Raw genomic sequence first — 14724 nt, 5'->3', positions numbered from 1 at the left:
CGTTTCAAAAGATCAAACGGTGCTGCCGCTTAGCGGGAGGAACGGCTTGAACCAGCGGCTTTCACCAACTGTTCCATGTCCTGGGAAGACTGGATGGGCTTGCCGTCCTTATCCACCAGAATCATCGTAGGGATGCCGCGCGGAGCCACCTTCTTGGCAAGCTCCGTCAAATCCTGCCTCAGCAGGATGGGCCAGGGCATGTTGTTGGCGGCGGCCCATTTCTGGGCGGCTTCCAGGTTCTGGTCCAGATTGCACATGATCACTTCCACATCCGGGTTGTCCTTCACCGCCTTGTTGTAGGCCTCCACGCTGTGGGGCGCATTCCGGCAGCACGGGCCGCACCAGCTTGCGCTGAAATACAGGATGAAATGCCCGGGATTCAGCTTCCCGTCCTTCTTTTCAAGCTTGCCGTTTTCCAGCATGTAGGTTTTCCCCTTCATTTCCTCCGCCACGGGGCCGGACGGCACGGAGGACCATTCCGCAACAGGCTTGCCTATCACTTCCTTGTGTTCCTCCAGCCACGCGCGGTCTTCCTCGGAAAGCTTTTCCAACGGCATGGTGATGGGCTTTTTGGCCGTAGTTACCAGCTTGACGGTCTTCATGTTCAAGGCAATAGGACGTGCCTCCACCGTACTGCCCGTGCTTTTATTCGTCCAAATGCGGAGGGACGGATCCTCCGACGCTCCGGGAGCGTCCGCAAAACAGAAGGAGGAACCCGCTACGAATGCGGACACCAGCAGAATACGCCAGGGGGAAAATTTCATGCGCATAACGCTGATATACTACTTCTTACCTTCCATGTCGAGAAGCTGATTCCAAAATCTGCCTTGCCTGCGCGTGCCCAGGATCGCGGCGCAGGGCTTCCGCGGCGGCGGCGGCGGCGTCACGGTACCGTCCGTTGCGGTAAAGCATCACCGCCAGCGTGAACGGAATATCCGCATTCTCCTTGTCCAGGGAGGAACAGTTTTCCAGGTCCTGAAGAGCCTGTTCCAGCCGTCCCACCTTTTCATTCAGCAGGGCGCGGTTGAACAGGGCACGGATGAAGGAGGGTTCTATTTTCAGAGCTTCATTAAAGGATTCCAGCGCGCCCGGCTCATCGTTGTTTTCAATCTGGCCCAGGCCCAGCAGATACCACAGATTGGCATCCTTCGGAGCCAGCCGCACGGCCTCCCTCATCTGGTCCACCGCCTCCCCGCTGCGGCCCTGGGAGGCCAGGAAAACGGCATAATCCCGGTGCACCACGGAAGAGGTGGCATCCCATTTCAAAGCCTTGGCAAACCACTGTTCTGCCGCCTTCGCATCCTTGCGGCTGATGGCTATCTGGGCCAGCTTCATCGCCCCGGACGGCTGGTCCGCCTGGTGCAGGGCGGCGGCGGTCAGCTCCTTCATGCCGGGGCTGTCCGGCGGCAGGGAATCCCGGAGGGCCCACTCCGCCTGCAGGCGCACTACCTTGAAGGGATCATTGAGCAGTTTGCCCGCGGCGGGATTGCCCGCACGGCCCATCACCTTGGCGGCGGCGGCGCGCGTCAGGGAGTCCGGATCCTTGACCGCCGCTGCAGCCAGCTCCTGAACGGCAGGTTCATGCGCCCAGGCATCCATCAGATCCAGCAGCGTCGCGCGCCATGCGCCCACTTCCTCCCGCTTGAAGCATTCCATCAGGAGGGGCAGCACATCCTCCCGCCCTTCATAGGCACGCTGCACGGCCCGGGTGCGGTCCCTGTACTGCGCCATCTTGGGCTTGGCCCCGTAATATTTTTCCACCGCTTGCGCGGCCCATTCATTACTCTTTTCCCGGTGGCACATGGTACAGGCATTCGGAATGCCCAGCTCCACGCTCAGGAGGGGATCGGGAGAATTGAAGGAATGGTCCCTGCGCGGATCGCGGGCCATGTACAGGCTTTCCGGCATGTGGCATTCCACACAGCGGGCGCCCATGCTGGACTGCGGACACGGCGTATGCCTGGCCATGTCAATGACGGGGGCTTTTACGCCGTTTACCGCCTCCCCGGTGCCGTGGCACCGCAGGCAGAGCGTGTTATCCTCCTGCGGAAGCTTCAGCGTTCCCGTATGCGGGTCATGGCAGTCCAGGCAGGTGACGCCCGCCTTGCCCATGCGGCTCAGGCGCAGCCCGGTTTCGCAATAATCCTCATCCCTCTGCATGCCGTTGGGCCAGAAAACGCCGGGCTGTACGGGAAGCACGAGCTGGAAATGGTTGTCAAAACGGTCGCCAACGGCAAAATCGTGATCGAATTCATCCCGCCGGGCATGGCAGGACGCGCAGTTGTCGTGAATTTGCTCCGGCGTCAGCTTGTTTTTGGTGGAAATCATGCATCCCGTTCCCGCCTCCGGCTTATCCAGCAAGGGGCCGTGGCACTGGATGCAGGTCACGCCGGGTTCTGTCCAGGTGGAGGCATAGCGGTCCTTGACCGGATCATAATTTTTATGGAACAGGGACATGTGGCACCACGCGCACTGCGTGTTCCAGTTCATGCCGCGGCCCGTCCAGTGCCCCCAGTCCCCTGGTTGCCGGGCATCCTTGCCAAAGATATCAAACCATTCCTTGCGGTTCACGTCCCACGCGGCGCTCAGGGTATGATAACCGCCGTCCTTGGCGGGAACCAGGTACTGCACCAGGGGGATTCTCCCCGTGGCCCAGTCCGCGCGCCAGGAGGTTGAGGACTGGCCGTCATGCACCATGCGCCCCTCTGCATTTGTGGAGAATTGAAGAATGCTGCCGTGGGCGTTCAGCTTCATGTTATGGAACGCCTCAGATTCCCACTGGTCCCCCAGCTTGCGGAACGCCCAGGCGTGATCCGATCCGGCCCACTGCCGGAATTCCTTTTCATGGCAAGCCCCGCACTGCATGGAGATGGGAACTTCATTCTGGTCCCAGTGCTCGCTGCCGCCTGAGAAAACGGCCGGCTGGGCCTCCGCGCCGGAACGCCGGTCCATCCATGCCTTCATCATCGTGCCTACCCCGATCAGCGCCCCAAGAACAACAAGGAGAACAACCCACTTTTTCATGGAGGGGCGTTTCATGGAAGCATCGGCGGACTCAGGTTGGGACATGACGGAAAATATTCTGCCATATCATACGCGCTCCACCAAGGAACTTTTGCACAAAGCAACGCGGTTCCGGCGCATTCCCGCCTGAGTCCCGCGGATTATTCCTCTTCTTCCAAAGCTTCCTCCCGCATCAGTGGAGTAATCCGGGTTACGGTGCAGCGTTCCACACCGCCGTTCTCCGTCCGGGTCACCTTGAATTCCAGGCCGCGGTAGCCCACAGTGTCCCCTTCCTCCGCCGGAGCTTCCAGCAGATTGAGAATCAGGCCGCCCACAGTATCGATTTCCTCACTCTGCAAGTCCATGTCCATGGCTTCCCCCAGCTCCTCAATACGGGCGAGTCCGGACACGTCGCAGGAGAAGCCCACTGCGTCCCGCGGCAGGTCTGTCAATACTCTGATGCGGCCGCGGTCCCAGCCCATCACCTCGGAAAACACGTCCGTCAGGGTCAGCAGGCCGGAGGTTCCCCCATGCTCGTCCAGAATGATGGCAAGGCGCACATTGTCCTTCCTCATGATCTCCACCACGTTGTCAAACTTCACCGTCTTGGGCACCTTGGGAATGGCGTGGATGTATTCGGACGTCAGGGCCTTCCCGCGCAGCATGATGCGGAACAGGTCACGGGCATGCACCATGCCCACCACGTGGTCCAGGTCCCCGCGGTAGACAGGGTAGCGGGTACGGCGGGTGCGGCGCACGATTTCCCTTATCTGCTCATGCCCAGCTCTTTCCGGAATGGCGTCTATCCTGACGCGCGGAGTCATGACCTGGTGAACATACAGGTCTTCCAGGTCAAACAGGCCGTCCATGATGCGGCCGGATTCCTGCGGCAGGGCGCCGTTTTCATGGCTTTCCTCAATGATGTACTGAAGTTCTTCCGCAGAATGGTAATGGGATTTGGATTCATTCCTGTCCACGCCCAGCAGCCTCAGGAAGAAGTTGCCCAGGGTGTTCATGCCCACCACCAGCGGATACAGGCAGAGCTGAATCACGTACATGGGCATCGTAATGATGAGGCAGAGCTTCGTGGCGTACTGGAGGGAAAGAGCCTTGGGCACCATTTCCCCGAGCACGATGTGCAGGTACGTCAGCACCGCTACGGACAGAACGCTGGCTGCGCCATGCGCCACCAGCCAGGAGGCCCAGCCGTACTGGGCCAGCCATTCGTGGAGCCATCTGGCCACGGCATGCTCCCCGTACATGCCCAGCCCCAGGCTGGCGAATGTGATGCCGAGCTGGGCCGTGGCAATGTAGCGGTCCTGCAAACGGGGCGTTTTCAATATCTGGGAAACACGGCGCGCCACCATGTTGCCGGACGCCCCCATTTGCTCAAGAGCCGCGCGGGGCGCGCCAAGCAGCGCAAATTCCGCGGCCACAAACAGGCCGTTCAGTACAATCAGCAGCAGAATAATAAAAATCGTCATCATGATTCCACCCCGCTTTCCATGGCAGGTTCATCCTCCTTTTTCTCCGGAGGCAACAGAAGGATGGAGGAAACGCGGTTGTGGTCCATCTTTTCCACCACCAGCACGCGCCCCGCAATAATCAGGCGGTCCCCCTCCTTCGGAATGCAGGACATGTGCTTGATCACGCAGCCGCCCACTGTGGTGGCGCCGTTCATCAGGAAGGGCACCAGGCATTCCGCCTTATGGGCGCGCATCATGCCGGGAATACGCACGGAACCGTCCGGCAGGTATTCCACCTTTTCCCCGGAGCGGATGAATTCCTCATCAATATCCCCCACCATTTCACCCAGCAGCCGTTCCAGCGTCACCAGCCCCACGAACTTGCCGTACTCATCCAGCACAAAGGCTTCCTTGGCCTTGTCCTCCCGCAGACGAGACATCAGCATCTCCACCGTCTGCATCTCCATCACGCACGGCACCTGCCGCAGCATGGAGCGCAGGGGGGGCAGAACACCCTTTTCCGCATACGCGGCCACCATGTCCTTGATGTGCAGCATGCCGATGACGGCCTCCCGGTTTCCTTCATACACCGGAATATGGGTATGGGGCCTGTCCGCAATCATGTTCAGAATATCCTCCTGGGTAGCGTCCACATCCAGGCAGACGAGCTGGAAACGGGGAATCATGATCTGCTCCACCGTACGTTCCGCCAGGGAAAGCGCGCTGTGCAGCCGTTCGTGTTCATCCTCCTCCAGCATGCCGCCCTGGTGGCTTTCATCCAGCAGCATGTTGATCTCCTGCTGGGAGTGGATGTGCTGGTGGCCTCCGGGGGGCAGACGGAACAGTTTAAGCAGCAGAAGACCGCTTCCGTTCAGGAAGTCAATGAACCATGCGAAGAAGGTCAGCGTCCAGCGCATGGGGTAATACGTGTACAGGGCCGCCTGCTTGGGAAACTGCAGCGCCAGGGACTTGGGCATCAGTTCCCCCAGAATCACCTGCAGGACCGTCAGGACGACCAGCACTACAATGGCGGCTACGGAATTGGCCATCACGGAATCCATGCCGCCAAACCGTTCAAACAGGGGGAGCAGGTAGGCGGACAGTTCCACCTGGCCGTACGCACCCAGAATCAGGCTGGAAATGGTAATGCCGAACTGGCAGGCCGCAATGTAGCGGTCCAGTTCCTTCGTGTTTTCCAAAATCCTCAGCAAATGGGCAGCCACCTTGCTGCCGCCTTCCGCCATCTCCCGGATCATGTTGCGGCGCACGCTCACCGCTGCGAATTCTGCGGCAACGTAAAAGGCGTTGACCAGAATCAGGAAAAGAATAACGAAGATGATAAAAAGAATCATGTATGGCGGGGGTGTCCGTAAAACGCAACGGGCATCCGCATCATAGGAACCAAAAAAATCCTGTCAAGAACGGGAAACAAAAAAATCTGCCATGCGGACCGCGCACTTCATTCCTCCAGCATTGCTTCCCGCCCTTCTTCCATGATAGGCTGGGGAATGCCTTCTATCCGCTTTTTGCTGCTTCCACTGCTTCTTTTCAACCTTTGCGTGGCCTCCATGCCGGAAACGCAGCCGCCTTTCAGCGGCCAGTCCATGGAACGTCTGGCTTCCCTGCTGGACATCCCCTCCACTTCCGGAGCGGAAGCCCCCCTCCAGCAATTCTGGCTCAAGCACGTGGCGCCCCTGGCGGACAGTTCCGGCACGGACGCGCATCAAAATGCCTGGGCTACGTTCCGCAGCCCGGACCCGGACGCACCGGAATTGCTGATAGACGCCCATGCCGACGAAGTGGGCGTTGTCATTGCAGGCATCACTCCGTCCGGCTTTCTGAAAGTAAGGCCCGTCGGCTTTCCGGACTTCCAGTCCATGCTTTCCTGCCCTTACCGTTTTGACGGGGAACACGGCCCCGTCACCGCCTTTGCCGGGGCGGTTCCCGGCTGGTGGCTGAACCGCGAGCCCCTTCCGGCAGGAGGGGAATACATCCTGTTTGACGCAGGGGCATCCAGCGCGGAGGAAGCACGGGAAATGGGCTTGAGCGTCGGCCGGCGCGGCGTTCCCTCCACCAAGCCGGAATTGCTGCACGGCACGCGCCTGATGGCCCACGGCCTGGACTGCCGCCTCAATTCCTTCATGCTGATGGAGCTGGCCTCCTTCCTGTCCCGGCACAAAAAAGACCTGAAATACCACGTCACGCTCCTTTCCTCCTCCCAGGAAGAAACAGGGCTGGCAGGAGCCACGGCGTATTGCGGCAGGAACCGTCCCAAACTAGCTATTGTTATTGACTGCACGCTGGATACCGTCCAGCTGGACGACCTGCCGCCCCGTGAAGAAAACGAGCGATTGAGCCGCCAGGCCATGGGGGAAGGCCCCGTCATTTTTACTCATGACAAAATTTTTTACCAGCCTATCACTGCCCAACTGCTCCAACTGGCGGAAGAACACGGGATTCCGTTCCAGAAGGACGCCGCTTTCCCGCCCGGCATGGCCAATTTCGTCCCCGTCAAGCTTTACGGCGGCCACGCCGCTTTTCTGGGCCCCCCCATCCGCTACATGCATTCTCCCCGGGAGCTGGCGGACCTGAAGGAAGTGAAAGCCACGCTGGATCTGCTGGGCCGCTTTCTGTGCACGCCTCCTTCTGCTGAAGTGAAAACGGCGTCCGTGCAGAAAAAGGAACATCCCTGACGTCCCGCAGGAATGCCGTACGGCAAAAAAATCTTCTTACGGAAGGAACGGCAATAACGCAGGCGCGAATCCAGCCCGCGGTCCAGAAACATACCGCTGCAAAAACAAAACCGCCTTCCGGTTTCTTCCGCAGCCTGTTCTCCTTGGCTGCCTGATTTTTCCCGGCTCCTCCCTGAAACAGCAAAAAAACATCCGGAAGATCACGCGAACAGCCCTTCCCTTCTTACAGTCAACCCCCCCCTTAAACAATCAAACAGCCCCGCTCCCGGAACAAACCGGAAACGGGGCTGGAAGTTTAAAGGCTCAATGGAAAAACCGTTATTCCGTGATGCCGGCGGCTTCCGCTTCGGCTGCCTTGGCGTCGCGCAGAGCGGCGCGCACGGACATCTTCACACGGCCCTTGTCGTCGATGCCGATGCACTTGGCAGTCACCACGTCTCCCACGCTAACGACGTCTTCCGTCTTGGCGGTGCGGCCTTCGGCCAGCTCGGAGATGTGAATCAGGCCGTCCTTGCCGGGAAGCACTTCCATGAACGCGCCGAAGGTGGTCGTGGAAACAATCTTGCCGGTGTACAGTTCACCGATTTCAATGGTCTTGAACATGCGGGTGACCAGTTCCAGCGCACGGTCCAGGCCTTCCTGCTTGGAGGCGTAGATGTGCACGGTGCCGTCTTCCTCAATGTTGATGTCGGCGCCGGATTCAGCCTGGATGGCCTTGATGTTCTTGCCGCCGGGGCCAATCAGCTCGCCAATGCGGTCGGCGGGAATCTTGGTGGTCTCAATGCGGGGAGCATTCGGGCTCATCTGGGCCGGAGCCGCAATGGCGTCATTCATGACTTTCAGCACGTCCGTGCGTCCGGCCTTCGCCACGTGGATGGCTTCTTCCAGAATGGAGAGGGGGATGCCGGGCAGCTTGAGGTCCAGCTGGTAGCCCGTCACGCCTTCAGACGTGCCGCAAAGCTTGAAGTCCATGTCACCGTAGAAGTCTTCGGAACCGATGATGTCCAGAAGGGTCTTGTACGTGGTGATTTCATGCTGGTCATTCTGTTCCGTCACCAGGCCCACGGAAATGCCCGCCACGGGGCGCTTGAGGGGCACGCCGGCCGCCAGCAGGGACATCGTGCCCGCGCAGACGGAAGCCATGGAGGTGGAACCGTTGGATTCCATGATTTCAGAAGAAATGCGGATGGCGTACGGGAATTCCTGTTCACTCGGGACAACCGGAGCGATGGAACGTTCCGCCAGGGCGCCATGGCCGATTTCACGACGGTTCTGACCGCCGAAACGACCGGTATCGCCCACGGAGAAGGGCGGGAAGTTGTAGTGCAGGATGAAGCGCTTTTCATTCACGCTGCCCGTGTAGTTGTCCATGTACTGGCGTTCTTCCATCGGAGCGAGCGTCGCCAGGCAGAGGGACATGGTTTCACCGCGGGCAAACATCGCGGAGCCGTGCACCACGGAGGGCAGCACGTTGATTTCCGCGGTCAGGGGGCGCAGTTCCTTGAGGGCGCGGCCGTCGGCGCGCTTGTCCTTGTCCATGATGGAGATGCGGAAGGCCTTCTTCTGAATGTATTCAAAGACCTGTTCCACGTCAAAATCGGTAGCTTCCGGATGGCGTTCCTTGATGGCGGCTTCCACTTCGTCGCGCAGGGCTCCCACCTTCTTCTGGCGTTCCACCTTGGAGGCGGCATAGATGGCGTCTTCAATGCGGTCACCGGCGATTTCATAGCCGATTTCCAGCAGTTCCGGCTTGGCAAGGCAGAGTTCGTAGGAACGCTTTTCCTTGCCGCAGACGGCGCGGAGCTCTTCCTGCTTTTCGCAAAGAACCTTCACGTTTTCCTGAGCCAGGCGCAGGGCGGCGATGAAGTCTTCTTCCGGCAGTTCGTTGGCGGAACCTTCAATCATGATCACCTGGTCCTTCGTCCCGGCAAACACCAGGTCAAGCTGGCTGTTTTCACGCTGGGAATTGGTCGGGTTGATGATGAACTGGCCGTCAACGCGGCCCACGCGGACGGCGCCCACGGGTTCGGCAAAGGGGAGGTCGGAAACGACGCAGGCGGCGGAAGCGCCGTTGATGCTCAGAATGTCCGGTTCATTTTCACCGTCGGCGGAAAGCAGAAGGGTGATCACCTGCGTATCATAGAAGTAGCCCTTGGGGAACATCGGGCGCAGGGGGCGGTCCGTCATGCGGCACGTCAGGATTTCCTTTTCCGTGGGGCGGCCTTCACGCTTGAAGTAACCGCCGGGGAACATGCCCGCGGCAGCGGCCTTTTCCTTGTATTCCACGGACAGGGGGAAGAAGGTCTGGCCTTCCTTGACTTTGGTGGCGCTCACCACGGTCACGAGAACGACGGTATCGCCGCTGCGGACGACAACCGCGCCGTCTGCCAGACGGGCCATTTTTCCGGTTTCAATCGTGATGGGATTCGTACCAACGTTGCATTCAACTGAATGTATGCTCATTATATTTCTTGTCTTTCAGTCACCCGCAGCCTCATCAGCCCATTCAGACCGGCTCCGGGCGGGAAGCCTGAATGGCGTCAGGTACGGGCAGTGCCTCAGGAAGAGTGTTATCCGCAGCAGCCTTTTCCCAAAAATAAAGGGGAACACTGTCCGCGCGGCAGGGCGCACATCCCAGATGGATCAAACGCTCCGGCCCAGTCTTACCGGCTTGACAGCCTGTGAAAATCCGAAAATTTCTCAAGGCATGCCCGACAGAAACGCACCGGGAAACGAGTCCCCGAACGTCGGATGCCAGCATAAGCCCTGTCAAGGAGAATGCAAGCAAATAGTTTGATAGCCCCGCTGTTCCGTGCTTTTCCCCGCCACCTGCCGGGAATGGACATCCCCTCCCTTCCCTGCCGGAAAACTTCCTCCGGAGCAGATGGGGGCATCCCCGGCGGCAAGAACCGTTCCTCATGAGGAACCGGGGCGCCGCTGCCATCCGCCGCCGAGAGCCTTGCAGAATTTGACGACGGCATTCAGCCGCATCTGCGCGGCATCCGCCATGTCCAGCTCCCCGCTCAGCAGGCTCCTGTGCGTATCCAGGGCATCCATCAGCCCCACATACCCGGCCTCATACTGCCTGGACGCAATGTCCCAGCTGCGGCGCAGGCAGTTCACTTCATCAAGCGTGGCCTCGTAAACCTCCGCGCTTTTGCGGCGTTCCACCAGGGCATCCCTGATTTCCCGGAAAGCGTTCAGGACAGCCTGCTCATACGCGGCCTGGACGGCGGCGCATTTGGCGTCCACGGCGCGCACGACGGCTCGCTTCCTCCCCCCGTCAAACAGGGTCTGGAGAATGCCCGCTCCCAATTCATAATTTCTGGAAGACTGGTTCAGCAGTTCGTTCAACTGGGTGCTGACCTGCCCCAGCTGCCCCGTCAGCACCAGGGACGGGAACCTGTCCTTCCGCGCCGCCTCCCTTCCGTAAAAGGCGGCTTTCAGCCGGGATTCCAGCTCCCAGATATCCGGACGGCGTTCGATCATGTCACCAGGGAGCCGCGCCGGAATGACCGGAGGAGAAGCCAGCAGGGCGGCATTACCCCCGCCGGGCCTTCCGCCCTTCATCACCTGCCTGGGACTGTCCCCCACCAGCACGGACAGCACGCTTTCAGCACGGGACAGTTCGTTTTCCGACAGCCTGAGCTGGGCCAGCGTTTTGGAGCGCTCCGCCTGGACGCGGCGCAGGGCAAGCTCCGGGTACTGCCCCTGCACAAACCTTTTTTCATACATGGCGCAGGTCTGTTCATAAGAGGCATGGACGCGGCGGATGATAAGGCATTTTTCCTCCCACGTGCGCACATTGATGTAGGCGGAGGCCACTTCCGCCGTCAGCCGCAGATAAACCGCATCCCGAGCGGCGGCGGAAGCCAGCAGTTCCGCCCGGGCGACCTCCGTGCGCGCCCGCAACTTCCCCCACAGGTCCACTTCATAGGAGAGCACGCCGGACATGGACCACAAATCCCTCGCCCGGTCCGGCAGGTTGTTCATATAGCGTTCACCTTCGGACAGTTCCTCGCTGCTGGCTCCAGCTTCCAGTTCCGCCCGGGGCAGCATGGCGGATCCCGCCTGCGCCGCCAGGGCGGAGGCCTGGTCCACCAAGGCGGCCGCGCGGACAAGATCGCGGTTATGAGCCACGGCCTTTTCTTCCAGGCGGTCCAGCGCACGGTCATTGAAGATGCGCCACCACCCGGTCCCCACGGGAGAAGTCCGGGCCGTTCCCTCCGGCATTTCCATGACGGGCCTTTCAAATACGGCGGGACTGCCGCAGGAAGCCAGCAGTGCGGCCATGAGAAGAAGCATCAGACGTTTCATGAAGCGGCCTTCCTTTCCTGGCCGGATTTCAGGCAGAACAGGGCAAACAGCACACCTGCCGCCCCCACGATCACGGTGCAAAGATAAAAGGTATCCACGGAGAACACCTGGCTCTGGAGCGCCACGGCCTTTTGCAGCACCGCATCCACGGATGCATGGATTTCCCGCGCCGTGCCGCCGGTTTCCGCAAAGTGCCTCTGCCACATGTCAAGCGTATGCGCCGTTCCCGGGGAATCGTCCCTTACCTGTTCCGCCATGCTGAAGCGGAACCCCGTTTTCATATGGGCCAATACCGTGCTCACACTGCTGACGTACAGGGAAATAAAGATGTAGCGCACGGTGTTCAGCGTCCGGGAGGAAGCGGCGGCGGAACGCCCCTCCACCCCTCTCAGGGCAAGCGGCGTAGCCGTATTCAAACAGAAAGCATAACCGATTCCGAACAGCCCCAGGGGCCACGCCACGTCCAGCCAGGAGCAGCCCGCGTCCAGCCGGGACAGGAAGAAGGCGGAGGCGCCCAGCGCCAGCAGCCCCGCCATCATGCCCACCCGCAGGGCCAGCCTGCCCTTCTGCATCAGGGGGAGCACCAGCGCCGCGCCGCCGCAAAATCCGGCCACCAGAACCATGAACACATAGGCAATGCCCACCGGTTCATAGTTCATGACATTGCGCATGAACTGCACCGTCCCCACCCGCACCCAGCAAATGCAGAAGATGTTGCACAGGGACGCCAGCAGGCCGCACAGGAACCGCCAGTTGCCCAGCACGCGGACATCCAGCAGGGGGGTGCGGTGGGTCATGCAGGAAATGAAGGCCAAGGCAAAGGAACAAAATCCGCCGTACATCCAGGCCAGCACGCCGGGCGCCGTCCAGCCGTCCGTCTCCCCGTAAATAAGCACCATCAGCATGCACACGCATCCCATCCCCACCGCCAGGAAGGAAAACCAATCGAATTTCCCTCCCTTGGGAATCTTCTGGTTGGGAACGTACAGCGTCGTCAGCACGGCCAGGACGGCCGCGGCCGCACCCACGATGACGAACAGCCCCCGCCAGTGCCAGTACTGCACCAGCAGGCACCCCACTACCGGGCTGGCGCAGGAAGCCAGGCCAATGGAACAAAGTTTCACGCCCATCGCCACGCCGCGGCGCTCCGGCGGCAGGGCGGCATTCACCAGCCCCGTTCCGTACACCAGCGCCAGGCCGCCTCCGGCCCCCTGAAGGAAGCGGGCCGCAATCATGAGGAAGAAATGGTCCGCCGCCAGTCCCAGCAAGGTTCCGGCCAGCATGATCAGCAGGGCCGTGCGCAGGGACCTTCTCAGCCCGATGCGCGCCCACAGATACGCCGCCACGGTAAAGGAAAGGGCAGTTCCCAGCGGACACGCCGCACCCGACCAGGAAACATCCAGGGTGCCAACCACAAATGTGCCTGACAAATCCGGTGTGGCCGCCGTGATGCAGCCCATATTCAGAAACGTCAGCATCGTGCACGCGCAGGCCATCCCCGTCAGCAGGCGCCGTTTCCACGCCGGAAACATTGTTTGCATAACCGGACCGCTCATACTTTTTCCTTAAAAATCAATGGAAACCTTTCCCTGCATTCCCGGGCGGAATACTACGCCATCCTCCGGCTTCGGCAGGCTCACCTTGACGGGAAAGCGCTGCATGACCTTGGTGAAGTAACCGCTGACGTTCTCCGTGGAAATCAGGGAGAATGTCGCATAGGTGGCCGCCCCTATTTCATAAACCGTGCCGTGAAAAACCCTGCCGTCATAACCGTCCAGCGTGAACTGCACGTCCTGACCCTGCCGGATGCGCCCTATCTTGGTTTCCTCCACGCGGACGTTGAGCCAGACGTCCCCGCCGTCCACAATAGAAAATAGCTTCTGGCCGGAACTGACCATCTCCCCGCCGTTCACCAGCTTGCGGGCCACCACGCCGTCCACGGGGGATTTAACCACGCATTCCCCGCACAGCACTTCCAACTCCTCCAGTTCCGCCCGTGCGGCTTCCAGCTGGGCCTGGGCGGATCTTTTTTCCTCCTCGCGGTAACCTTCCAGCTTGAGGGCCAGATTCTCCTGCTCCGCCTTCTCCAGCGCCTGCGCCGCCAGGTAGGTGGCCCGTACGGCGTCCCGGTCCGCGGAGCTGATGCCTGCCTGCTCCCTCACCAGCTTTTCAACGCGCTCGTAATCACGCCGCGCATGTTCCAGGCTGGCGGAGGCCTGGGCCGTCCTGGCCCGCTGGGACTCGATTTCCTGAGGGCGGAAGCCGGCCAGCATCTCGTCATGCCTGGCCTGCATCAGCTTGACGCGGGAACGCGCGGCCATCAGGCGCGCCTGCATGGTGCGGCTGTCCAGATGGGCAAGCGTCTGCCCGCGGCGGACGGTTTCCCCTTCCTCCACATCCACGCTGGTGACGCGCTCCGCCAGCTTTGATCCCACGGAAACGATGCTCGCCTCCACGCGGCAGTCGTCCGTTTTCATGGTGCGGCTCTCCCGGAAATGCCAGACTCCCCAGCCGATGGCTCCCACGGCCGCCAGGGCCATGCTGCCCAGTGATATAGCCTTCAAATGCTTGCTCATGCGCCGCAGGATGTGCATTGCCGGGAAAATCCCTGAATGAACAGGCCAATGGTCAGCTTCATGGAGGCCACCTTGTCCTGCCATGCCTTGCTGTCGTCATTCAGGCAGTACATCAGCATGTAGCCGTGCAGGGTATTGACAAAGGCGCGCACCATGAGCCCCACATCCCCCTCCCTGACCTTTCCTTTTTCCTGCATGGCGCCCATGTAGTCACACAGGAAGGAATGAAGCTCCCGCGGGTCGCGCAAAAAATCATCTCCGTTCGTATCCACGGAGTCCAGCGCGCTCAAGTAGGCCCGGAAGGCGTTCCTTTTGGCCTTCGTCGCCTGGAAGTACAGGCGCGCAGCCAGTTTCAGGTCATGCGCCAGGTCCCACGTTTTCCTGTTCTCGAATTCCTTTTTCAGTTCGCTGGCATATTCCCGGTACCGGATGATTTCATCCAGCAGGGACTTTTTGGTGGCAAAGTAGCGGAAGACGGTCTTTTCACAAATACCGGCCTTTTTCCCTACTTCCTGAACGCTGACGCGGTGGAACCCTTTTTCACTCATCAGTTCAATGGCCGCCTCCACGATTTTTCTCAGCGTGTTCTGCTGGACCCGTGTCATTTGTTCCATAGATGTCTGTCAGGCTAACAGACATTTTTTAAAGGTCAAGGCCTCTTCCGGAACA

Annotated in this window: 10 protein-coding genes; 1 reads left to right on the top strand and 9 read right to left on the bottom strand. The window is 60.3% G+C overall.

Features of this window, described 5'->3' with window-relative positions; all coding sequences use genetic code 11:
* Positions 1–29: 29 nt before the first annotated feature.
* The 4 genes from M8N44_RS12895 to M8N44_RS12880 form a co-directional block, all read right to left on the bottom strand.
* A complete protein-coding gene (locus M8N44_RS12895) occupies positions 30–764 on the bottom strand; it encodes a thioredoxin-like domain-containing protein (RefSeq protein WP_180971037.1) in 735 nt (244 codons plus the stop codon).
* Positions 765–789: 25 nt separating this feature from the next.
* A complete protein-coding gene (locus M8N44_RS12890) occupies positions 790–3069 on the bottom strand; it encodes a tetratricopeptide repeat protein (RefSeq protein WP_102728466.1) in 2280 nt (759 codons plus the stop codon).
* A 95-nt stretch (positions 3070–3164) separates the two neighbouring features.
* Positions 3165–4490, bottom strand: coding sequence for a hemolysin family protein (locus M8N44_RS12885; protein ID WP_102728465.1), 1326 nt, complete (start codon positions 4488–4490; stop codon positions 3165–3167).
* Entirely contained in the window at positions 4487–5821 is a 1335-nt protein-coding gene (locus M8N44_RS12880) for a hemolysin family protein (RefSeq protein WP_022396570.1), read from the bottom strand. Before M8N44_RS12880 ends, M8N44_RS12885 begins: the two co-directional genes overlap by 4 nt.
* A gap of 156 nt (positions 5822–5977) precedes the next feature.
* On the opposite strand from M8N44_RS12880, the gene M8N44_RS12875 reads away from it, so the two are divergent.
* Positions 5978–7162, top strand: a complete 1185-nt coding sequence (locus M8N44_RS12875) for a zinc-binding metallopeptidase family protein (protein ID WP_180975190.1) — start codon at positions 5978–5980, stop codon at positions 7160–7162.
* A 318-nt stretch (positions 7163–7480) separates the two neighbouring features.
* Here M8N44_RS12875 and M8N44_RS12870 read toward each other — a convergent pair whose 3' ends face one another.
* From M8N44_RS12870 to M8N44_RS12850, 5 genes are all read right to left on the bottom strand, one after another.
* Complete coding sequence (locus M8N44_RS12870) at positions 7481–9625, bottom strand: polyribonucleotide nucleotidyltransferase (RefSeq protein ID WP_022396568.1); 2145 nt, start codon at positions 9623–9625, stop codon at positions 7481–7483.
* A gap of 453 nt (positions 9626–10078) precedes the next feature.
* Positions 10079–11479 (bottom strand): efflux transporter outer membrane subunit, encoded by a 1401-nt coding sequence (locus M8N44_RS12865; protein WP_102728463.1) that lies wholly within the window; start codon positions 11477–11479, stop codon positions 10079–10081.
* Positions 11476–13020, bottom strand: coding sequence for an MFS transporter (locus M8N44_RS12860; RefSeq protein ID WP_180975189.1), 1545 nt, complete (start codon positions 13018–13020; stop codon positions 11476–11478). Before M8N44_RS12860 ends, M8N44_RS12865 begins: the two co-directional genes overlap by 4 nt.
* A gap of 24 nt (positions 13021–13044) precedes the next feature.
* A complete protein-coding gene (locus M8N44_RS12855; RefSeq protein WP_180975188.1) occupies positions 13045–14055 on the bottom strand; it encodes an HlyD family secretion protein in 1011 nt (336 codons plus the stop codon).
* Positions 14052–14669: a TetR/AcrR family transcriptional regulator gene (locus M8N44_RS12850; protein ID WP_102728460.1), complete on the bottom strand. Its 618-nt coding sequence runs from the start codon at positions 14667–14669 to the stop codon at positions 14052–14054. Before M8N44_RS12850 ends, M8N44_RS12855 begins: the two co-directional genes overlap by 4 nt.
* Between the last annotated feature and the right edge of the window lie 55 nt (positions 14670–14724).

It is taken from the genome of Akkermansia massiliensis, from assembly GCF_023516715.1.
GTDB lineage: Bacteria > Verrucomicrobiota > Verrucomicrobiia > Verrucomicrobiales > Akkermansiaceae > Akkermansia > Akkermansia massiliensis.
Note: the sequence above shows the minus strand (reverse complement) of the source record. Positions and strands in the feature narration are given on the sequence as shown.

What these genes read in the sequence shown, in the direction of transcription:
- M8N44_RS12870 (WP_022396568.1), bottom strand. Translation starts at nt 9,625, where the DNA reads ATGAGCATACATTCAGTTGAATGCAACGTTGGTACGAATCCCATCACG.
- M8N44_RS12865 (WP_102728463.1), bottom strand. Translation starts at nt 11,479, where the DNA reads ATGAAACGTCTGATGCTTCTTCTCATGGCCGCACTGCTGGCTTCCTGC.
- M8N44_RS12875 (WP_180975190.1), top strand. Translation starts at nt 5,978, where the DNA reads ATGCCTTCTATCCGCTTTTTGCTGCTTCCACTGCTTCTTTTCAACCTT.
- M8N44_RS12880 (WP_022396570.1), bottom strand. Translation starts at nt 5,821, where the DNA reads ATGATTCTTTTTATCATCTTCGTTATTCTTTTCCTGATTCTGGTCAAC.
- M8N44_RS12860 (WP_180975189.1), bottom strand. Translation starts at nt 13,020, where the DNA reads ATGCAAACAATGTTTCCGGCGTGGAAACGGCGCCTGCTGACGGGGATG.
- M8N44_RS12895 (WP_180971037.1), bottom strand. Translation starts at nt 764, where the DNA reads ATGAAATTTTCCCCCTGGCGTATTCTGCTGGTGTCCGCATTCGTAGCG.
- M8N44_RS12885 (WP_102728465.1), bottom strand. Translation starts at nt 4,490, where the DNA reads ATGATGACGATTTTTATTATTCTGCTGCTGATTGTACTGAACGGCCTG.
- M8N44_RS12850 (WP_102728460.1), bottom strand. Translation starts at nt 14,669, where the DNA reads ATGGAACAAATGACACGGGTCCAGCAGAACACGCTGAGAAAAATCGTG.
- M8N44_RS12855 (WP_180975188.1), bottom strand. Translation starts at nt 14,055, where the DNA reads ATGAGCAAGCATTTGAAGGCTATATCACTGGGCAGCATGGCCCTGGCG.
- M8N44_RS12890 (WP_102728466.1), bottom strand. Translation starts at nt 3,069, where the DNA reads ATGTCCCAACCTGAGTCCGCCGATGCTTCCATGAAACGCCCCTCCATG.